The sequence below is a fragment of the Pantoea sp. SGAir0215 genome (genome assembly GCF_043543215.1).
On record NZ_CP028031.1, the window covers coordinates 2,296,285 to 2,316,614 of the forward strand.

A 20,330-nucleotide genomic window follows, 5' to 3' on the forward strand; every position below is an offset into this window, starting at 1 on the left:
TGTCTAACTAGTTTCTTTCAGCTTGTATTCACCAGGATTTCTAGTGAGCTTTTATGTGACCTGCTCCCCGTTGATTAATACACCGCGATGTCAGTAATGTCTTCATAAGCCACTTGATGACACCCCCATGAAGAAGCGTTTTTCCGACGAACAGATCATCAGTATTCTCCGCAAGGCTAAAGCCGGGGTTTCTGCCCATGAGCTCTGCCGCAAGCACGCCATTTCCGACGCCACCTTTTATACCTGGCGTAAGAAGTATGGCGGTATGGAGGTGCCCGAGGTTAAGCGACTGAATTCGCTTGAGGAAGAGAACGCCAGACTCAAGAAGCTGTCTGCCGAAGCTATGCTGGATAAGGAAGCACTTCAGGTGGCTCTCGGCGAAAGTACTGACGACAGACCAGAAGCGGGAAATCGTTGAGTCTATGTGTGATGCGACCAGTCTGTCTCAACGTCCTGCCAGCAGGCTTACAGGTTTGTCCCTGTCGACCGCCTCTATGAAGCTCAGCGTCTGGCGGCTGATGCACATTTATCAGGCCGTATCACAGAACTGGCGCCCGAACGAAGGCGTTCTGGGTACCGGCGCATCTGGCAGTGATTACGTCGGGAGGATCTTCCCGTCAACCACAAGCGGGTATACCGCATTTACCACCTTAACGGCCTGAGTGTGAAGTGCAGACGACATCATAAGGGGCTGGCGGCTGTGCGGCTTCCGCTTCTTAGCCCGGATGCGCCGGACCTGACCTGGTCGATGGATTTTGTCATGGATGCACGGGCCAACGGTCGCAGGAACAAGTGCCTGACCTGTGTGGACGACTTCACGAAGGCGTGTCTGACGATCAGCGCTGCTTTCGGGATTTCAGGCGTTCAGGTCACGCGTATTCTGGACAGTATCGCGCTCTTTCGCTGCTGGCCGGCGCCAATAGAACTGATTAGGGCCCGGAATTTACCTGCCACGCGCTCGAACAATGGGTCTTTGAGCATGGTGTGGAGTTGCGCCTTATCCAGCCAGGTAAGCCAACGCAGAACGGATTTATAGAGAGCTTTAACGGTCGCTTTCGGGATGAATGCCTGAATGAATACTGGTTCAGCGATATTCCTCATACCCGGAAAATCATTAATGACTGGCGGCAGGACTATAACGAGTCCAGACCTCATTCATCGCTGAATTACCAGACGTCGGCTGAATTTGCAACAAGCTGGAGAAATGGAAAATTAGAAGATAAACAAACCGGCATTTATAACTGAGCGTTGTATCTAATACCGGTAGCAGGCCACCCTTAAGCTAAATATTATCCTTTCATATAAAAGCGCTTTCTCAGCTCGGCCAGTAAAAGAAAATTCTCTTTCTTTCATGAATATTTCAGTGCGTTATTAGTGACGTCTTCCATAAAAACAGTCTGCTGTTATCCGGAATTTATGCCAGCTATCAATACTTATCCGTACTGGAATCAGAATGATCTGTATATTCAGAATAATGGTAGTTTTCCGAAGAGTCTCTTATTGGTATATTTGCCCCTCGCACGCACGTCGTTTGTATATGGCCTTTATTGCCGCTTCGCAACCTGACATTTCCTGATAGGCTTAACCTCTGCTGAGGCTTCGCCGGCGGTAGCCATATTATGAAATTTCAGTTCTGCAATATCGAATCATCTAAAAATGCAATGAGTTTCTGCTGTGCTGCCGGAAGCGTGAAAGTATGCGTCATTTACTGATGTGCTGTGATCTACGGGGCATAGCCAGATGGATGTCTCGGGCTCTGGTTTGCAGCGCATATACACATAGGGATGTAAGTTATGCTTAACCGAATCACCGTTCAGCTCCCGGTCGAGGGGCTACTTTTCTGGAAGCTTTCCGGGCGCGAGTCGCTGTCGGAGCCGTTCATGTTTACCCTGACGCTGCTTGGGACTGACGCGCGTACCGACCGCAGCGCGCTTCTGGGCCAGCCGGTGACGGTGACCATCCCGACTCAGGCCCTGATGACGCCGCGCTACCTCAACGGCAAGGTGACACGGGTGGCGGTGACCGCTGTGGAGATGTCCGGCATCCGCTACGCGGCGTATGAGCTGACGGTTGAGCCGGACGTATGGCCGATGCAGCGCGACCGCAACCTGCGTATCTTCCAGGGCCAGACGGTGCCGCAGATAGTGAAAACGCTGCTGGGCGAGAGTCAGGTGAACGTCGAGGAGCGGCTCTCCGGCAGTTACCGGGTGTGGGAATACTGCGTGCAGTATCAGGAGAGCAGCCTCGACTTCATGAGCCGCCTGCTGGAGCTGGAGGGCATCACCTATCACTTCCGCCACGAGCAGGAACGCCACACGCTGGTGCTTACTGATGCCCCCGGCCAGTACAAGCCTTTTCCCGGCTACGAGACTATTCCGTACCACGTGACGCCATCAGGCGGTACAACCGATGAAGAGGGTATCAGCCAGTGGGCGCTGCAGGATAACGTGACACCGGGCATCTACAGCCTCGACGACTACGACTTCCGCAAGCCGAACGCGTGGCTGTTCCAGGCGCGGCAGAACCCAAAATCGCCACAGCCAGGGAGCATTGACGTCTATGACTGGCCGGGCCGCTTTGTGGAGCACGATCACGGGGAGTTTTACGCGCGCATCCGCCAGGAGCGCTGGCAGGTGGAGCACCGCCAGACGCAGGGCAGCGGGACGGCGCTGGGTATCGCGCCGGGGCACACCTTTGTGCTGCGCAACGCCCCGTTCTTTGGTGACAACGGCGAGTACCTGACCACCGTTGCCCATTACCACTTTGAGGAAAACCGCTACGCCAGTGGCGCAGACAGTAACACCATCCACGAAACGCGCTTTGAGGTGATACCGGCGGACGTGCCGTACCGCCCGGCGCAGAAGACGCCGTGGCCGCGTACCTACGGGCCGCAGACGGCGAAGGTCGTGGGCCCGCAGGGCGAGAGCATCTGGACGGACAAATATGGCCGGGTGAAGGTGAAATTCCACTGGGACCGGCTGTCGAAGGGCGACGACACCAGCTCGAGCTGGGTGCGCGTGTCGAGCGCATGGGCGGGCCAGGGCTTCGGTGGCGTGCAGATACCGCGCGTGGGTGACGAAGTGGTTGTGGACTTCATCAACGGCGACCCGGACCGCCCGCTGATTACGGGGCGCGTATACAACGAGGCGAGCATGCCGCCATGGTCGCTGCCGGCGGCGGCGACGCAGATGGGTTTTTTAAGCCGCTCGAAGGACGGCTCGCCGGACAACGCCAACGCCCTGCGCTTCGAGGATAAAGCCGGTGCCGAGCAGGTGTGGCTGCAGGCCGAGCGCAACCTTGATACGAGCATCAAGAAAGACGAGACCCACAGCGTCGGCGGTTCGCAGTTGCTTTCCATTAAGCAGGACTACACCGGCAAAGTGGAAGGCAAACACGAGCACGCGATTCAGATGACCCGCAACGAGCTGGTCGGCGGCCAGTACGACATCAAAGGCCAGGGGATGGTAACTATCTCTTCCGCAACAGGCATCCGTCTGGTGACGGGCGATTCTGTGCTGGAGATGGGCTCGAATGGCCAGGTCAACCTTTACTGTACCAGGTTTGCGATCAATGCCAGCGGTACGGGGCAAATTAACACCGGCGGTACGCTCGATCTGAATCTCAAGGAGCCGGACAAAGCGACAAACGTGGCGCCGACACCCGCAGATATTCAGAACGAAGTGGCAAAAACTTTTACCCCTGACGGAGAAGGGCAGGCATGAGCAACGTGAAATATACGCTATCAGAAGGGACGCTGACGCTGCCGGAAGCGGTGCAGGATCGCAGCATGACAATATTGTCACTGCCGAAAGCGGGCGCGTCGCTGGTGCTGACCCGCGCATGGGACGTGAAGCCTGGCGAGGAAGAGGCGTACCTGAAAAGCCAGGTCGCTAAAATCAAACGCGACATGAAGAAGTTTACCGGCGGTGAGGTGCAGGACACCCAGGTCGGTGGCCGGCCCGCACAGGAAGTCGCCCTGCGTTTTGAAAACCACGGTGTGACGGTTCATGAACAGCTGGCGACCACGATGCTTGACGATCATCTACTGGTGATGGCCATGAGCCGCACCGCGCCGTTTGATGAAGACGAGCTGGCGTTATGGGAATCCATTAAAGCGGGTCTGGAGTTTACGCCCGGGGAAGGAGCATAAGCGTGTCCGAACCGTTAGCTGCCCGTTATCAGGATCCGCTCATCCATAGCTCTCTGCTCGCCGACGTTGTCAGCGGTGTGGTCGAAGGAGCCATCTGTCTTGCCGCGTTTACCGCGGGTACGGCAATGATGACGACGGGGCTTGGCACGGTCGCGGGCGTTGCATTGATTGCCGTTGTCTTCACCAGCGGCATCGCGGAGGAAGCAGGCGATATGGTCGGCCAGGGTGCCGATGCCGTGCTGGATTTCTTCGGCTGGCGTGGACCGCCGGATGCCCTTATTACCAGCGGTTCGCACAACGTTCATATCATGGATCTCCCTGCCGCCCGTGCGGCGGGCACGGTCGATCATGATTATCTCAATACGCCTATCCCGGAAGAGAGCTTTTCCGATAAGGCGAAAGCGTTCGCGATAAACACGGCCGTTACCATTCTCGAAGTGGCGCAGTTTACGCTGCACCCGGTTGATAATCTGGCAGCGGGAGCAAACGCGATTGCCAGCAGTGGCTGGCAGGGTGTGAAAAATTTTGCGGGCAGCGTCTGGGATAACTTAACCCAGCCGGTCGTGGCGGGGGCGAGCCCTTTTGCTAAAGAAGCGCCGCTGGATACCGTTGAGTGTACCAAAGGCCATACGGTTACTGGCGGTAACTTCCTGGCGGAAGGCTCAAAAAAGGTGCTGATCAATGGTCAGCCTGCTTGTCGTGACGGCGATCGCAGCACCTGCGAAGCAAAGATAAAAGTTAAAGAGAACACGCGCGTGCGCATCGGCGGTGAGAGCATTGTCGTGCGCGATATCCGCAGCGGTAAAAATTTCTGGGCGCGGCTTATTGGTAACGCCATCGGCAGCCTCGGTCCGGGAATTATTCGCAACCTCAGTAAAGGCCTGCTGAAGACGATTTTCAGCCGCCAGATACTCAAGGCATTTTGCTGTCAGCTCGCCGGCGATCTCGGAATGGGGCTAGCCACGCTCGGGCTGATCCAGGCCGGGAAGGTTGGCAGCGAAGCGCGCCACACGCAGCACCCGGTGGATATTGCCAGCGGTGCGAAAATTCTCGCGGGCAAGGAAGACCGCGATTTCACGCTCGAAGATCGTATTCCGCTCATCTGGCAGCGCATCTACAACAGCCGCAATCTGGCGACCGGTATGCTTGGCACTGGCTGGCTGCTGCCGTTCGAGACCCGCTTCTTCCGCCTTGAGGACAATACGTTTATCTGGCGCGATATGTCAGGCCGCGATCTGGGCTTTGGGGAGCTAAACCCCGGCGACGTGGTGGATTATCTCGAAGATGGTATCACGCTCTATTACACCGTGACCGGTACGCTGATGCTCCAGATGGCGAACGGTGAATACCATGTCTATGAGCCGGACCCGACGAACCCCGGCGAATGGCGCCTGTTCCGCATCTACGATCGTCACGAGAACTGTCAGCACTACGCCTGGGACGAGCACGGCAAACTGGTACGGATTTCCGGTGACAACGAATCGCTGGATGTCGAGCTTACCTATGAGAAACAGCATGACCGTCTCGCCAGCGTGCATCAGGTTTACGCAGGCGAGCGCCGCCTGCTGGTGACTTACGGCTATAACGAACACGGCCAGCTAACCGACGTGACCGACGCCGACGGCATCGTCACGCGCCGTTTCGGCTGGGACCGCGCCAGCGACATGATGGGCTGGCACAGCTACTCCACCAACCTCAGCGTGCATTATCAGTGGCAGCCCGCCGCCGATGCGCCCAACTGGCGCGTGTGCAGTTATCAGGTGCTGGATGACCAGGATAACGTGCTGGAGCGCTGGCGCATCGACGCTGACGAGGCGAAACGCTCCGCGACGGTGAGCTGCGACGCGGGCTTCTCGACGCGCCACTGCTGGGATTTCCTCTACCGCATCACCGAATTCACCGACCGCAACGGCGGCGTATGGCGCTACGAGTGGGCGGACTACGCCGAACTGCTGAAGGCGGCCACCACGCCGGACGGCAGCCGCTGGGAATACGGCTACGACGAGCACGGCAACCTGACGGAAGTGCGCGACCCGCTCGGCAACAGCACGTTCACCACCTGGCACCCGGTTTTCGCGTTCCCGCTGAAGGAAGTGCTGCCGGACGGCGGCACCTGGCAGTATGAGTATAACGCGCGCGGCGACGTGGTTTCGCTCACTGACCCGAAAGGCGGCTTGACGCGCTTTGAGTGGAACGAACAGGGTGATCTGGTGAAGCAGACGGACGCGCTGGAGAACACGCACCGTTTCTGGTGGAACGAGCGCGGACAGCTGGTGCGCGATGAGGACTGCTCCGGCAACCAGAGCCACCGGCTGTACGATGCCGCAGGGCGGCCGCTGAGCGCCGGGGATGCCGAAGGCAACACCGACCGCTGGACGCTGAGCGCGGCGGGGCGTCTGCAGACCTGGCGACGGGCCGATGGCCGCGAGACGCACTACGAATATGACAACGCCGGGCTGCTGTGTGGGCAGGACGAAGACGGGCTGCGCGAGCGCAAAGTCACGCGCAACGCGCGCGGGCAGGTGGTGAGCGCCGCCGACCCGGCGGGCCACCTGACGCGCCTGCATTATGACCGCCTGGGCCGCCTGACGACGCTGATTAACCCGAACCGCGAGAGCTGGCGCTTTGAGTATGACGCCACGGGGCGGCTGACGGGCCAGCGCGACTACGCGGGTCGTCTGACGGAGTACCGCCACGACGCGCTGGGCCAGGTGACGGAGGTGATTCGCCATCCGCTGCCGGGCAGCCAGGAGGCGCCGCTGGTCACCGCGTTTGAGTATGACGTGCTGGGGCGTCTGACGGCGCGGGAAACCGCTGACCACCGCACCGAATACCGCCACGACACGCTGTCGCTGGAAATCCGCCGGGCCACCCGCGCCGAGTGGCGTCGCGCGCTGCTGGAAGAGCGAGAGCCCGAGTGGGACGCGGTGCTCATCTTCACCCGCAATGCCGCGGGCGAGCTGGTGAGCGAGGAAAACCACGGCGGGACGTTTGAGTATGAGTACGACGCGCTGGGCAACCTCAGCAGCACGCGATACCCGGACGGGCGCGAGCTGGCCAGCCTTCGCTACGGCACCGGGCACCTGCTGGAGATGCAGCTGCGTCATGGCGGGGCGACGCACACGCTGGCGGCATACGGCCGCGACCGCCTGCACCGGGAAATCTCCCGCAGCCAGGGGGTGCTCTCGCAGGAGACTCACTACGATACCGTGGGACGCATCACCCAGCGTACGGTGCTGGATGCGCGCCGGGAGCTGGTGTTCGAACGCCGCTACCGCTGGGACCGTACCGACCAGATAGTCCAGCAGATACACACCGACGCGACACCGACAACTCCCGGTGAAAAATACAGCCAGTATCTGTGGGGCTACGACGCCGCCGGCCAGGTCACAAAGGCCGTCGAACCGCAGAAGGAAGAGCGCTTCTTCTGGGACCCGGCGGGCAACCGCACCGAAGAACACCGTAACCCGGTGTGGCACAACCTGCTGCTGCGCCTCGACGGGCTGAAGCTCGATTATGACGGGTTCGGGCGGCTTGTTAAGCGGCGGGACAGGTCTGGCGTTATCCAGCATTTTGCGTATGACGATGAGCAGCGTGTAAAAGAAATCACCTTCACCGGTCATGCCGAATTCATAAAGGTGGAATACCGCTACGACCCGCTGGGGCGCAGGACGCACAAGATTCTCTGGCGCTACGGTGAAAAAGACCCGGAAACCATCCGCTTCGACTGGCAGGGGTTACAGCTCGCCGGTGAACAGAGCGACCGCGAGCCGGACCACTACGTCCAGTACGTCTATACCGAGGGCAGCTACGAGCCGCTGGCGCGCGTCGACAGCGTCTTCGACGACTGCGAAATTTACTGGTACCACACCGAACTTAACGGCCTGCCGGAGCGGGTAACGGACGCTGACGGCCATACCGTCTGGCGCGGACAGTTCAGCACCTGGGGCAAAACGGAGCGCGAACTCAGCGTACCGCAGTGGCAGGTGCCGCAGAACCTGCGTTTCCAGGGGCAGTATCTCGACCGCGAAAGCGGGCTGCACTACAACCTGTTCCGCTACTACGACCCGGTCGCCGGGCGTTACACGCAGATGGACCCGATTGGTTTAACGGGCGGTATGAATACCTACAGCTATGTGCGTGATCCACTGGTGTGGGTGGATCCGTTGGGGTTGGTTGCATGTTATAAGCCACCGCATGAGAATGTTTTTTACAGGACCATGTCAAAAGAAGATTTTGCTGTTTTACAAAAAACAGGACGGATGCCAGGTACAACCGAAACAACAATATCTCCTACCCGTGAGTTTTCAGAAGACTATGACGGGATATTGGTACAATTCAATCTAAAACCAGGTACACGAGCACAGTTAGAAGGTATTGGCATTAGAGATAAGTCTGATCTGGCTGCTGTAACCCATCCTGATATGCCAAGCCCAATAAAATCAAAAGGTTGGGGATTGATAAATGCTCGATTTAAAGGCGAAAATGACCAGATAAATATTGGTCTTGGTAGGGAAGGGGGCGCTGCTTTAAAAATCTTTAACGATGGTATCGATTCTTTTAATGTGTTGAGGCAATAATGAATTCAGAGCAAAAGAACTTAGTGCTTTCTGTGGTTAATAATCAGCCACTTCGAGCCGGAAAAATAACAGATGAAGAATTTCTAAAACTTTTTCCATGTACTCAGGAAAATGTTGAGGATTTTATAGATGACATTTTAAAAAATGCGCATTCTTCTAAAGACCTGAAAGAAGTTGAATACGCTTTATATATTGGATTTCATTTTGGATTTACAAGCAAGCATGAAGATATCTTGATACATATTTTGGGTGATGATTTTCATTATAAACATGATGATGTTGTGAGGGCTTTAGTTAAAATAAAGGCTAAAAGCGACGATGCAGTAAATGCCCTATATAACTGTGCTTTGTCTGAATATGATTATTTGGCTGATGAAAGAGAGGATGATAATTACATGTTGGCATGGAACTGTATATACGCTTTAGCGAAAATAGGTTCAAAACACGCTGTTGAGAAATTAAAAGCATTATCAAGAAACTCCATTCCTGAAATAAAAAACAAAGCAGTACAGGTTGGGAAATCTTACGGTATTTTAGATTAAAAAATAAATTTATATTTAAGCCGGTTTCCGGCTTAAATTTTATAAGGCCGTTCTAGAGGGAGAAGGGAAATTGCTAAATGTATGTCCCCAGCATCTATACACCCTTTTATTTTTTCGACAAGGCTGGTTACATCTGAAATATTGACAATCCATTTTTTGCAATAATTTTCAACGGCTTGATTACGTAATCCTATTTGTATGGTGCGATAGTTTAGTTTATTTAGATATAAGTCCCTTTCTGGATCCCATTGTATTATTACATCTGATTTTTTTATATCGGTGCGCCAACTGTCTAAGCTATTATGAAGAGACTCGCCATGACTGCTAAGTACGCCGTTTTTTAGTATTTCACGGAATCCTGTGTGGCTTATATCTATTGCCAGAATTCTTTTTTGTCTTGAGTCTTTTTTTGCCCATCCTGAACGGTACATCATCCATAAAAAAGAAGGCTTAATCCATGTCATTCTGCTCATACTGAACGGTGGAGATACGAAGGTTTTGTTCTCAAGAGCGCTTTCTGCTATTTCATCAGAAAACGCCTGATAGACTCGAATGAAATCATCAGTATAATATGCTCTAATTTCATTTGTTGGAGTTAAAGAAGTGGTTATTTTATTCATGATTTTCAATTATAGATTGTAGATATCATTATTTATTATAAGCAATATCCAGTGATAATACCATGTCCCACATTGATACTTCGGGCTGTATTCTGGTAAAAATCAAGAGTAAACCAGACCCTTAAATATTTTGCTGACGGCAGCAACTGGTAATACGGCTACGACGAGCACGGCAACCGGAGCCTCCGGCTGTACGCCACGGCGGGGCCACGCACACGCTGGCGGCATACGGCCGCGACCGCCTGCACCGGGAAATCTCCCGCAGCCAGGGGTGCTCTCGCAGGAGACTCACTACGATACCGTGGGACGCATCACCCAGCGTACGGTGCTGGATGCGCGCCGGGAGCTGGTGTTCGAACGCCGCTACCGCTGGGACCGTACCGACCAGATAGTCCAGCAGATACACACCGACGCGACACCGACAACTCCCGGTGAAAAATACAGCCAGTATCTGTGGGACTACGACGCCGCCGGTCAGGTCACAAAGGCCGTCGAACCGCAGAAGGAAGAGCGCTTCTTCTGGGACGCCGCAGGCAACCGCACGGAAGAGCAGTTGTGTTTGATGTCAACCAAAGAGGGTGTTTCAACGAGGTGTAGTGTTTGCAGATGATGAACGTCCGCTATGAGCGAGGAGCGGACCTTTACAATTTCTGCAGCAGATAGCGATTTTGCTGAGGTAGTTGAAAATTGATTGAGCTGAAGTTGCTCATTTCATGCCCTTCGCATAAGGCAGCAACCTCAAGAAGGGGGGACTTAACTTCACGGGTCATACGATGAAATGAGTCATTGGCACGTCAGTCTCCGGACCATAACTGTTACCAATTCACCAGCAACTACTCGTTGCTCTTGCCGTACCCATCCTGAATTTCTATATGATCTTTAATCTGCAGGCTTTTTCCAAAGGAACGACGCATTACTCTCAGTTATCAGCGCTGTGAGGTGACTCACCCCCCCGGCAACCTTGTCATCAGGGCCATAGAATAAAAATCGAAGCAGTATAAACCCGCCTCGATTTTTGAGAGTGGCTTAACCCACGTGGTTACTGCCCCAACCGGACGGCATTATTCAGGAATAGTATTCAGGGGCTTTTTTGAATTCAGACCAGGCGTCAGGATCGTGACCGGTCACCACCAGCGCACCGGCACGTTCGGCCACGGCACGCAGTTTCTGCACGGAACGCACGGAATCCACCGCTGAGGCCAGAAAACCCGGCAGCGCTTTTTGTTCCCAGTGATCGCGGGTATAGGCCGCATCGATAGTCAGTAACAGCGGCTGGCTGTTGGGTAACCGCACCAGAAAAGACTGATGGCCGGGCGAGTGACCTGGTGAAAATACCGTTGTCAGCGTGCCGTCATCATAGATGTCATAAAAGTCATCGTCGGTGCCGTTCAAAAACTGCCACTCCAATCCGGGGCGATCGTAATCTTTGCGGATGTAGCCGCCGGCCGCGAACCAGTCCGGGGTAAAGGCATATTCATATTCGATGCGCTGGACAATATGGCGTGCATTTGGGAAGCGACCAATCGCACCAGTGTGGTCAAGATGCAGGTGAGACTGCACCACGTATTTAACATCGGCCGGGTCAATGCCCAGTGCTTTGACCTGATCGACACAGCCCTGATCTTTACCGAGTACCGGCCAGTAAACATCACAGATGCCTCCCCAGTAGGCTCTGGGATCGGTTGCCACTTCAACGGCATTGCCACCATCAATAATGGTATGTCCGTCAGGATGGGTGATCAGGAAAAAGGGAACCGGGATTTCATAGTCTGCTCCCGCGCCCTGATTCATCTTAATGTTATGCACCTTACACTTCAGCGTACCGGACTGGAGCATGTAGAGACGGATATCTTTCATACTGAATATTCCTCTGGTCGTTAGCGTGGTTAAAGTGATGCGTTATTTTTAATTATTGAAATCAGAATGCTTCGCGATACAGATTTAGCGCGTCGTGCTCATGAACCTCGACAGGATTGTTGGTCAGTAAACGCGTCTGCAGCATGGCATCCGCAGCCAGACGTGGTAGACTCGCTTCCGTTACCCCGACATCCCGTAACCGGCGAGGCGCGCCACTTTGCTCCATCAGATGCAGCATAAAGTCGACAAATGCGGTTGAGCGAGTTGCTGCATCACCGCTACCGGGTACGTTGAGCACGTCAGCCAGTTCGGCATACAGCGGCGCGGCCGCAGTGGCATTAAAACGAAGCACCGGGCCGAGCATCAGCGCGTTAGAAAGACCATGCGCGATGTGATAATGCCCACCCAACGGATAGGCCAGAGCATGGACGGCAGCGACCGGCGAGTTGGAAAACGCCTGCCCGGCCAGTGTAGCACCCAGTAACATCCCTTCTCGTGCGGCGCGATGGCTCCCATTCTGACAGGCGTGAAGCAGATTCGCGCCCAGCAGGCGTAATGCCTCACGGGCCAGCGCATCAGAAAGCGGGTTTTTCTTGTGCTTACTGGTGTAGGCTTCAATGGCGTGAACCATTGCATCAATACCGGTTGCGGCGGTGTGAATTTGCGGCAGTCCTAGCGTCAGTCCCGCATCAAGCAGCACAAAATCTGCGTAAAGCTGAGGTGAAACAACGCCCATCTTGGTGGTTTCGCCAGTAGTGATAATGGCAATATTGGTGACTTCAGAGCCGGTCCCGGCTGTGGTTGGTATCAGCACCATTGGCAGACGCGACCCGGTGACCTTGCCGATGCCGTACATCTCCGCCAGCGGCTGATCGCTGTGCGCCAGCACCGCGGTGACTTTAGCAATATCAAGCGAAGATCCCCCTCCCAGCCCGATAATAATATCGGCCCCGACCTGTTTAACGACCTCGACACAACGGTACACGACGGCTTCAGGCGGATCGGCCACAACCTCATCAAAAACGGTGACGCTAAAGCCCGCCTCTTCAAGATTTTTTGTGATGGGTGCAATCAGTCCCGCTTTGATTAATCCGGCATCGGTAATCAGCAATGCGTTACGCTGAGTGAACCGTGCCGTCAGATTGGTGCCCAGTTGCTGTGCTCCTCCCCATTTCATTTCAATGGAAGACACCGTACGAAACTCAAATGTATTGATCGTCATATCGCCTCCTGTCAGTCACGTGTGGTTATCAGGCAATCTCTGAGCACAGATATTTAATTTCCAGATACTCATCAATGCCGTGATGCGATCCTTCCCGGCCAAGACCGGATTGTTTAACGCCGCCAAAAGGCGCGACTTCGTTAGAAATCAGTCCCGTGTTATGACCTACCATGCCGTATTCCAGCGCTTCAGTAACTCGCCAGGTACGGCGCACATTTTCGGTGTAAAAATAGGCTGCCAGGCCAAATTCTGTATCGTTCGCCATCGCAATCACCTCATCTTCCGTGGTGAAGCGAAAAAGCGGTGCCACCGGGCCAAAAGTCTCTTCACGGGCGACTTTCATCTGCTGAGTGGCACCAGTCAGTATCGTGGGTTCAAAAAACGTACCGCCCAGCGCGTGTCGTTTTCCGCCCGTAAGCAGCGTTGCCCCTTTTTTCAGCGCATCGGCGATATGCTCCTCCACCTTACTCACCGCAGTGTCATCGATAAGCGGGCCGATCGTCACATCAGGCTGTTGTCCGTCGCCCACTTTCAGGGCCGCCACCCGTTCTGCAAATCGGCTGGTAAACGCCTCATAGATTCCAGACTGAACGTAGATACGATTGGAACAGACACAGGTCTGTCCGGCGTTGCGGTATTTTGAGGCCAGAGCCCCCTCAACGGCGGCATTGATATCGGCGTCATCAAAAACGATAAACGGGGCATTACCGCCCAGTTCGAGCGAAAGTTTTTTAATGGTCGGAGCCGACTGCGCCATCAAAATACGTCCGACTTCTGTTGAACCGGTAAAGGAGAGCTTACTAACAACATGACTGCCGGTAAGTACACCGCCAATCTCGTGCGCATCGCCGGTAATCACCTGAAAGACCCCTGGCGGAATGCCCGCCTGCATCGCCAGCCAGCCAAGTGCCAGCGCAGTGAGCGGCGTCTGTTCTGCCGGTTTGACAATCATGGTGCAGCCAGCAGCCAGCGCCGGTGCGGCTTTACGGGTGATCATCGCGGCAGGGAAATTCCAGGGTGTAATCGCTGCACATACGCCGACAGGCTGCTTGATCACCACAATGCGTTTGTTGGTTGCTGGAGCAGGAATGGTTTCGCCGTAAACACGTTTGGCTTCTTCGGCAAACCACTCAACAAAGGAGGCGGCATACAGCGCTTCGCCACGGGCTTCCGCCAGCGGTTTGCCCTGTTCAGCCGTCATCAGCAACGCAAGATCGTCTACATGGGAAACGATGAGATCAAACCAGCGGCGCAAAAGTGCAGTGCGTTCTTTGGCCGCAAGTTGACGCCAGCCGATGAATGCCGTCTGTGCAGACTTAATAGCGTTGGTGGTATCCAGCGCCGACATCGCGGGCACGGAAGCAATAATGTCACCCGTAGCCGGATTATTGACTTCAATTACGCCACGATCCTGAGCCTGAACCCATTCGCCATTGATCAGACAACGTGTCTGAAGCAGGTCTGGATTTTTCAGTTGAATCATTTACACTCCCCTTTATCTGGTTCAATATATTGAACTGATATCTTGATACTGAACTTTCTACGAGGAATTATGTCAGGGGATTCTTTAACAAAAAGCGATCAACCACACAAAAAAATTGACACAGTTCCTGCTTTGCGTCGTGCGGTTAATATCCTTGATTTGGTCGCTGCGTCAGGTGGCGTGATGTCGGCCACCGACATCACGCGCACATTGTCTCTGCCCAAAAGCACCGTCCACGGGCAACTGCATGCCCTGACAGGTTTGGGTTTGCTGGTAAAGACAGCAGAAGGCACTTACCGCCTCGGCCCTCATCTGATGCGCTGGGCGGAAGGGTTTCTTTCACAGATGGATATCATTTCGTTGTTTCGCGATTATTTTGCTGCGGACACTCTGCTGGCGGGTTACACCATCACCCTTACGGTGCTGGACCTCTACGAAGTGGTTTATGTCGGCTGCCGCGATGCAGAGAAAGCACTCGGTCATACCTTTCGCATCGGCATGCGTCTGCCCGCGCCTTTCACCGCGACAGGTAAAATGATGCTTTCACGGCTTTCTGATGATGAGCTCGATGCACTTTTTACCGCGCACTTCCCTGTACCCATGACAGTGAACAGCGTGGACAGCCTCGAAGCGCTGAAGGAGGAACTGGCTGTTATCCGCAAACGTGGTTTTTCAATCGATAACGGCCAGGTTCATGCCGCCATGACCTGCGTTGGCGCAGCCATATACGATCATTCAGGACGTGCTATTGCGGGTATCGCCACAAGCTTCCTGAGCAACGAGGCGGAAGATGGCTTGCTGGAAAGTCTGGGCCAGAAGATTTGCCATGCTGCTACAGTGCTCTCTGCACGTTGCGGTTACGCGTCAGTCTGATTATCAGGGCGCACACTTAACCCGAATGTCAGCAATGTCCGTTCCTGGCACAAATCTGACTTATGACAGACTAAGGTCCGCTGTGAGCGAATAGCGGACACGCGCAGTTAGCCGAGAGTAGCTGAAGAATTTGTGAATGAAGCCGCGTATTCATTTACAGGAAGCAGGTCACGGTGATTCTGCAATAGAGACATAATCCTTTCTTTTTTAAGGAGTAACTGAGGGAACAGGCTTCAGATCTGATACGGGGTTGTTGCCCGACGAAGCAAAATACATTTTAAACGTTCGCTTCTGACGCCGTGCGGACCACACAGGTGAATGCACAAAGGGCAGGACTTATCTGAATTTTACCCGATTCAAAGGGGATAGTGAGTCACCTTACAGAGAAGAACTCACCTTATCGAAAGCACAAAGCCTCATCGCATCAACTGCGCCTTTGTCAGTTCATGGAGGATTTTTGCGTGTTCAAACAAATTCAGGATGTCAGCTGACCGTACCGACAATGCGTTTTCATACTCCGGGGGGCATTACCACGCTTTCGACCTGGCGGACAGTAGCAATCACTGTGAGCCTGCAAGGCGGCTGCCTGCACTTGATGATGTCGCTTGTGATGCGTCAGGTTACCTACCGGCTGACCGGGCCGACCTGTGAGTGGTTTGTAGCAGACACATGCGTTTGAATGCCAGCATTCCCTCTGATTCCTTCGCCTTTTACCACGGCTTTAACGTAACCCTTTCTCAATCCTGTATGCAGTATTTCCCTGTCCGAAAACAGCGAGCAGTTCCCGTCAATAAAAAGGTACTGTCATTCTGACCAACACGGGAGGCGAAAATGAACTACAAAATTTCGGGGCTTGATGCGGGACAGTTCGTCCATCTTTTTGGCCAGGACGAACACTATTTAACTTTCCACGGTGCTGTAAGAGTCAAGGTCGAGAGTTGCCCGGGGTATCCCGACAGAATCTCGCTGCGCGATATTCCTGCCGGTGAAACAGCGATTCTGATCAACCATACCTATCAGCTCGCAAATACACCTTACCATGGCTCTCATGCCATCTATTTGTGGGAGGGATGTACGGAGCAGGGCATATATCTCAATAACATACCGGAAGTGATGAGCCACAGACTTCTTTCCCTCAGAGCCTATAGTGAAAACCATCTCATGGTAAAAGCTGAAATCTGTCAGGGCGATGCAGCGGAACAATGGCTGAATCATTTTTTCGACGATCCTGCCGTAAGTTATATTCATTTCCACTACGCAAAACGGGGATGTTTCGCCTGTCTTGCCGAACGTGTTCTGTAAATGAGCATGCCGTTTGGGATCGGTCAGGAAAAACCAGATGAAGATTTCTGATGTTGTCAGGCTTGTTTTACTGGCCGCGGTGTGGGGTTCAAGTTTTCTGTTTATGAGAATAGCTGTGCCCGCCTTTGGGTCCATTAACGTGGCTTTTTTACGCGTACTATTAGGATTTACGGGGCTTGCCGCCGTCGTCCTGTTCAACATGCAATTACAGACGTTCAATGGGAAACTGAGGGCAACGCTGGTGCTCGGCATCATCAATTCCGGTCTTCCTTTTCTGATGTACTGTATTGCGGCGAGATGGCTCCCGACGGGCTACTCCGCACTGTTTAACGCGACAGCGCCGATGATGGGAGCACTTATCGGGTACTGCTTTTTTGGGGAAGTCATCACCGTAAGAAAATTGATGGGAATATTAACGGGTCTGGCGGGAATAATGCTTATAAGCAGTCCTGCTTTCTCTGGTTTAGGCGGAATGTTTATAGCAGGCGCGCTGGCCTGTCTGGTGGCGACAACCTGTTACGGACTTGCGGGTTATCTTACCAGACGATGGATTATCGAGCGGGGAGGGCTCGATCCGCTTCTGGTCGCACCTGGAAGTCAGGCTGGGGCATCCGTTTTTCTGTTCCCCTTTTTTGGCTGGAACCTGTTTTCAGCAGGTACCGTTAACGGGTTTCAGCCCTGGGTATGGAGCAGCGTAGTCGCGCTGGGCTTAATCTGTACTGCGCTGGCGTACATTTTGTATTTCAGGCTTATTGCAGATACGGGGCCTCTGAAATCTCTTACGGTCACATTTATTATCCCTCCCTTTGCCTGCTTGTGGGGCTATCTTGCGCTTGACGAGAAAATTGGAGAGAAATTTATTGCAGGCGCCTGCCTCATCGGCATTGCGGTCTGGATGGTGGCGTATTCGGGCAGAAAGAGGCAGACCTCATAACGGGAATATTTCTGCAATGCCGTACAAAGTGCCTGGCGGCGTAAACTGGCTTTTACCGCAAGGTGCCTTTTGTGAGAGTCCGCCCTGTATCAGGCCCGGCGATGCGGTTAGCCATACTATCCCGTCAGCCGTTTTGACGGACTGTAATGCTTTAAACAGCGTCAGGTTCAGCAAAAAGAAGGTCTGGTAGCGTTTGCATCAAGAAAGCATAAGGAGAAAGGCTACGTTCTATGCGAATACGGATCATTACGCCTTCATAACTGTGAATAACCAGCCTTGCCGCGCTTTCCGGAGACATGCGTGGCGATAATGTCTGAGACTGCTGAGCGTCAGTAAAGATGTTAATCAGATCGCGCTCCCAGGCGCTAAAAATTGCCAGCAGCTTCTGACGCATTTTTTCACTGTGTACAGCGCCCGTCTGCCCTATAATTCCTGCCAGACAGCCGCCTGCTTCGGGTTCACGCTCAATATATTCCCTGTGTCCGCTCAGCCAGTTTATCAGACGCTGGCGGGGAACAAGCGCTGTATTCAGCAGTGTATTTTCCCGGAGTGCGTCAAACGTCTTGATATAGACGTCAAGGGCGGCACAGGCAAATTCTTCTTTGCTGGAGAAGAGATTATAAAATGATCCTTTAGGCATTCCTGCTTCACCAAGAATAGTGGTAATACCACTACCTTCATATCCTTCCCTCATGAAAACCCTTACACCGGCATTTAAAAGACGTTTGCGCGTATCACTCTTTGCCATAATAATTAGACCGTTCTACTTTTTTTAAAACTATAGCGAACAAGGATAAGAGATGCCACTGTTTAAAACCGCCAGCAGGCACAGTCTGGGGATAAGCATGGTGTGCCTTTCAGCCGTCATGTGGAGTTCAGCAGGTTTCTTCGTGAGAATGCTCGATATGAACACGTGGGCAATGGTCGCATGGCGGTCACTGTTTGCTTTTCTGTCACTGGTTCTTCTGCTGGCGCTGGGTGGGTATTTGCGCCGTTTTGCATTTCGTCATGATATGGGTATAAAAGGTCTGATCACGGCTGCCGTCATGGCGGTTTCTATGTTTTGTTACGTAGCGGCATTGAAACTCACCAGTGTTGCTGGTGTGATGACGGTTTATGCCACCATTCCCTTTTTTGCCATGGGGCTGGGCTGGCTGATACAGAAGAAAAAAATAACAAAGCGCGCGCTTATCTCGGCGGCACTGAGTCTCGTGGGGGTTATTGTTATGGCGACCTCTGCCTCAGGTACGGGCGATATGGCGGGTAACGCACTGGCACTCATGATGACGGCCGGTTTTGCCGCCAGCATCGTGATGTCCGGGACATGGCCGGATATGAATCTGCCGGCAGTTACGGCACTGGCGTGCGCACTCTGCGGTGCATTCTGTTTTATAATGATGCCGCAGGGCCTTCCACTTCCCGGTTTACATGACATGGTATGGTTATGTGCTTTTGCGCTGGCCACGCAGAGTCTGAGTTATCTCCTTTTCATGGCAGGTAGTCGGTATATTAACCCCGCTGAAGCCAGCCTTATTGCGCAAACTGATATTGTGCTGGGGCCTTTATGGGTCTGGCTCTTCTTCAGTGAATTACCGCCCAGCAATACATTACTGGGCGGGGCAATAACCTTCATTGCGGTAACGGGTTACCTTGCAGGTGAGTATTACCTGAAGACAAGAGCAGCTTCGAAAAACTAATCGTTTTCGTATTTAACAGCGCCTCATTTTGGATTCCAGGTCTGATTCTGGCACAAAGCTATAGAACAATTTCAACGCCCGGGAATAATGGAAATTATCTTCACTCCCGGGTAACCCCTTTATCATACGCACCATCCATCTGTGATGGCTGACCGTCTCAACAGCCACCACAGGGATGTGTTTCAGCAACGAATTAGCCATCTGTTGAAAGTGTCAGAGATTCCCACTGTTCGATTTCATGATGTAAAGCGGCGAGCTTTTGCCGCACCAACGTTAATGCATCACTGCCTAACAACAAGTGCGCGGGTGGGCTCTGGCTTTCAATCAACGTCAGAATCGCCTGCGCTGCTTTTACGGGATCGCCGGGCTGATTTCCGCTTTTTTCCTGGCGCGCCTGGCGAATGGGGTCAAATAACGCGTCATAGTCCGGGAGGGTGCGGGCACTGCGTGACATTGAGCGACCGGCCCAGTCGGTGCGAAACGAGCCGGGTGCGACCGCGGTGACTTTTACATTAAGCGGGGCCAGTTCCTTACCTAAGGTTTCTGATATGCCTTCCAGCGCAAATTTGCTGCCGCAGTAATAGCTGATACCGGGCAGGGTGATAAAACCACCCATTGACGTGATATTGATGATGTGACCGCAGCGTCGCTGACGCATCTCTGGCAGGACGGCTTTTATCATCGCCACTGCGCCAAACACATTTACGTCAAACTGGCGGCGCATTTCTTCCAGCGAGGATTCTTCCAGAATGCCTTCATGACCATAACCAGCATTGTTCACCAGAACATCAACAGGACCAACGGTAGCGACTATCTCCTTAACGGTCTCAGCAATTCGCTCAACGTCTGTCACGTCAAGCAGGCGACCAAATGCCCGCTGCGCATCAAGCGCTTCAAATGCCTGTAATGCGTCAGGGTTGCGCACGGTTCCTATGACCCGATGGCCCGCGAGCAGGGCTTCCTTCGCCAGGGCAAGACCAAAGCCACTACTTACACCGGTGATAAAAATCGTTTTTGCAGATGTCATAATTTATTCCCATGCAGTAAAAGCTGCATGATATTCTCTGCAC

At 53.7% G+C, this 20,330-nt stretch carries 14 protein-coding genes and 2 pseudogenes; 10 read left to right on the top strand and 6 right to left on the bottom strand.

Annotated elements, in window-relative coordinates:
- Positions 1-127: 127 nt before the first annotated feature.
- From C1N64_RS10815 to C1N64_RS10835, 5 genes and pseudogenes are all read left to right on the top strand, one after another.
- Positions 128-1,245, top strand: a pseudogene (locus tag C1N64_RS10815) (IS3 family transposase).
- Between the two features lie 548 nt (positions 1,246-1,793).
- The gene (locus C1N64_RS10820) at positions 1,794-3,722 is read left to right on the top strand and encodes a type VI secretion system Vgr family protein (protein WP_394514784.1); all 1,929 of its coding nucleotides are present in this window, start codon (positions 1,794-1,796) and stop codon (positions 3,720-3,722) included.
- On the top strand, positions 3,719-4,150 hold the full coding sequence (locus C1N64_RS10825; RefSeq protein ID WP_164481811.1) for a DcrB-related protein: 432 nt from the start codon (positions 3,719-3,721) through the stop codon (positions 4,148-4,150). The genes C1N64_RS10820 and C1N64_RS10825 overlap by 4 nt, the downstream gene beginning before the upstream one ends.
- 2 nt (positions 4,151-4,152) lie before the next feature.
- On the top strand, positions 4,153-8,730 hold the full coding sequence (locus tag C1N64_RS10830; RefSeq protein WP_394514785.1) for an RHS repeat-associated core domain-containing protein: 4,578 nt from the start codon (positions 4,153-4,155) through the stop codon (positions 8,728-8,730).
- Positions 8,730-9,272 (top strand): HEAT repeat domain-containing protein, encoded by a 543-nt coding sequence (locus C1N64_RS10835; RefSeq protein WP_164481812.1) that lies wholly within the window; start codon positions 8,730-8,732, stop codon positions 9,270-9,272. Before C1N64_RS10830 ends, C1N64_RS10835 begins: the two co-directional genes overlap by 1 nt.
- A 32-nt stretch (positions 9,273-9,304) precedes the next feature.
- On the opposite strand, the gene C1N64_RS10840 is transcribed toward C1N64_RS10835, so the two are convergent.
- Complete coding sequence (locus C1N64_RS10840; RefSeq protein ID WP_325991004.1) at positions 9,305-9,892, bottom strand: DUF4291 domain-containing protein; 588 nt, start codon at positions 9,890-9,892, stop codon at positions 9,305-9,307.
- A gap of 191 nt (positions 9,893-10,083) precedes the next feature.
- On the opposite strand from C1N64_RS10840, the pseudogene C1N64_RS10845 reads away from it, so the two are divergent.
- Positions 10,084-10,442, top strand: a pseudogene (locus C1N64_RS10845) (Rhs-family protein); the annotation flags it as partial.
- A gap of 515 nt (positions 10,443-10,957) precedes the next feature.
- On the opposite strand, the gene attM reads toward C1N64_RS10845, so the two are convergent.
- From attM to C1N64_RS10860, 3 genes are all read right to left on the bottom strand, one after another.
- Positions 10,958-11,749 carry an AttM family quorum-quenching N-acyl homoserine lactonase gene (gene attM / locus C1N64_RS10850; RefSeq protein WP_394514786.1) on the bottom strand — a complete coding sequence of 264 codons (792 nt, stop codon included), beginning with the start codon at positions 11,747-11,749 and terminating at the stop codon, positions 10,958-10,960.
- Positions 11,750-11,810: 61 nt separating this feature from the next.
- Positions 11,811-12,971: an iron-containing alcohol dehydrogenase gene (locus C1N64_RS10855; protein ID WP_394514787.1), complete on the bottom strand. Its 1,161-nt coding sequence runs from the start codon at positions 12,969-12,971 to the stop codon at positions 11,811-11,813.
- 28 nt (positions 12,972-12,999) lie between these two features.
- Positions 13,000-14,454 (bottom strand): NAD-dependent succinate-semialdehyde dehydrogenase, encoded by a 1,455-nt coding sequence (locus C1N64_RS10860; RefSeq protein ID WP_064366685.1) that lies wholly within the window; start codon positions 14,452-14,454, stop codon positions 13,000-13,002.
- Positions 14,455-14,523: 69 nt separating this feature from the next.
- Between C1N64_RS10860 and C1N64_RS10865 the strand changes: the two genes are divergently transcribed.
- The 3 genes from C1N64_RS10865 (at position 14,524) to C1N64_RS10875 (ending at position 17,563) form a co-directional block, all read left to right on the top strand.
- On the top strand, positions 14,524-15,327 hold the full coding sequence (locus tag C1N64_RS10865; RefSeq protein ID WP_028722796.1) for an IclR family transcriptional regulator: 804 nt from the start codon (positions 14,524-14,526) through the stop codon (positions 15,325-15,327).
- 831 nt (positions 15,328-16,158) lie between these two features.
- Entirely contained in the window at positions 16,159-16,629 is a 471-nt protein-coding gene (locus C1N64_RS10870; protein ID WP_394514788.1) for a DUF1203 domain-containing protein, read from the top strand.
- Positions 16,630-16,666: 37 nt separating this feature from the next.
- Positions 16,667-17,563 carry a DMT family transporter gene (locus C1N64_RS10875; protein ID WP_394514789.1) on the top strand — a complete coding sequence of 299 codons (897 nt, stop codon included), beginning with the start codon at positions 16,667-16,669 and terminating at the stop codon, positions 17,561-17,563.
- Positions 17,564-17,714: 151 nt separating this feature from the next.
- On the opposite strand, the gene C1N64_RS10880 is transcribed toward C1N64_RS10875, so the two are convergent.
- Positions 17,715-18,311 carry a TetR/AcrR family transcriptional regulator gene (locus tag C1N64_RS10880; RefSeq protein ID WP_375096216.1) on the bottom strand — a complete coding sequence of 199 codons (597 nt, stop codon included), beginning with the start codon at positions 18,309-18,311 and terminating at the stop codon, positions 17,715-17,717.
- Between the two features lie 97 nt (positions 18,312-18,408).
- Between C1N64_RS10880 and C1N64_RS10885 the strand changes: the two genes are divergently transcribed.
- Positions 18,409-19,260, top strand: a complete 852-nt coding sequence (locus tag C1N64_RS10885) for a DMT family transporter (RefSeq protein ID WP_394515507.1) — start codon at positions 18,409-18,411, stop codon at positions 19,258-19,260.
- A 193-nt stretch (positions 19,261-19,453) separates the two neighbouring features.
- On the opposite strand, the gene C1N64_RS10890 is transcribed toward C1N64_RS10885, so the two are convergent.
- A complete protein-coding gene (locus C1N64_RS10890; protein WP_058702770.1) occupies positions 19,454-20,287 on the bottom strand; it encodes an oxidoreductase in 834 nt (277 codons plus the stop codon).
- Positions 20,288-20,330: the final 43 nt, after the last annotated feature.

Excerpts from the sequence above, each read along its gene's own strand:
- C1N64_RS10880 (WP_375096216.1), bottom strand. The coding sequence starts at position 18,311 with ATGGCAAAGAGTGATACGCGCAAACGTCTTTTAAATGCCGGTGTAAGG.
- attM (WP_394514786.1), bottom strand. The coding sequence starts at position 11,749 with ATGAAAGATATCCGTCTCTACATGCTCCAGTCCGGTACGCTGAAGTGT.
- C1N64_RS10870 (WP_394514788.1), top strand. The coding sequence starts at position 16,159 with ATGAACTACAAAATTTCGGGGCTTGATGCGGGACAGTTCGTCCATCTT.
- C1N64_RS10865 (WP_028722796.1), top strand. The coding sequence starts at position 14,524 with ATGTCAGGGGATTCTTTAACAAAAAGCGATCAACCACACAAAAAAATT.
- C1N64_RS10890 (WP_058702770.1), bottom strand. The coding sequence starts at position 20,287 with ATGACATCTGCAAAAACGATTTTTATCACCGGTGTAAGTAGTGGCTTT.
- C1N64_RS10855 (WP_394514787.1), bottom strand. The coding sequence starts at position 12,971 with ATGACGATCAATACATTTGAGTTTCGTACGGTGTCTTCCATTGAAATG.
- C1N64_RS10825 (WP_164481811.1), top strand. The coding sequence starts at position 3,719 with ATGAGCAACGTGAAATATACGCTATCAGAAGGGACGCTGACGCTGCCG.
- C1N64_RS10885 (WP_394515507.1), top strand. The coding sequence starts at position 18,409 with ATGGTGTGCCTTTCAGCCGTCATGTGGAGTTCAGCAGGTTTCTTCGTG.
- C1N64_RS10820 (WP_394514784.1), top strand. The coding sequence starts at position 1,794 with ATGCTTAACCGAATCACCGTTCAGCTCCCGGTCGAGGGGCTACTTTTC.
- C1N64_RS10875 (WP_394514789.1), top strand. The coding sequence starts at position 16,667 with ATGAAGATTTCTGATGTTGTCAGGCTTGTTTTACTGGCCGCGGTGTGG.
- C1N64_RS10835 (WP_164481812.1), top strand. The coding sequence starts at position 8,730 with ATGAATTCAGAGCAAAAGAACTTAGTGCTTTCTGTGGTTAATAATCAG.
- C1N64_RS10840 (WP_325991004.1), bottom strand. The coding sequence starts at position 9,892 with ATGAATAAAATAACCACTTCTTTAACTCCAACAAATGAAATTAGAGCA.
- C1N64_RS10860 (WP_064366685.1), bottom strand. The coding sequence starts at position 14,454 with ATGATTCAACTGAAAAATCCAGACCTGCTTCAGACACGTTGTCTGATC.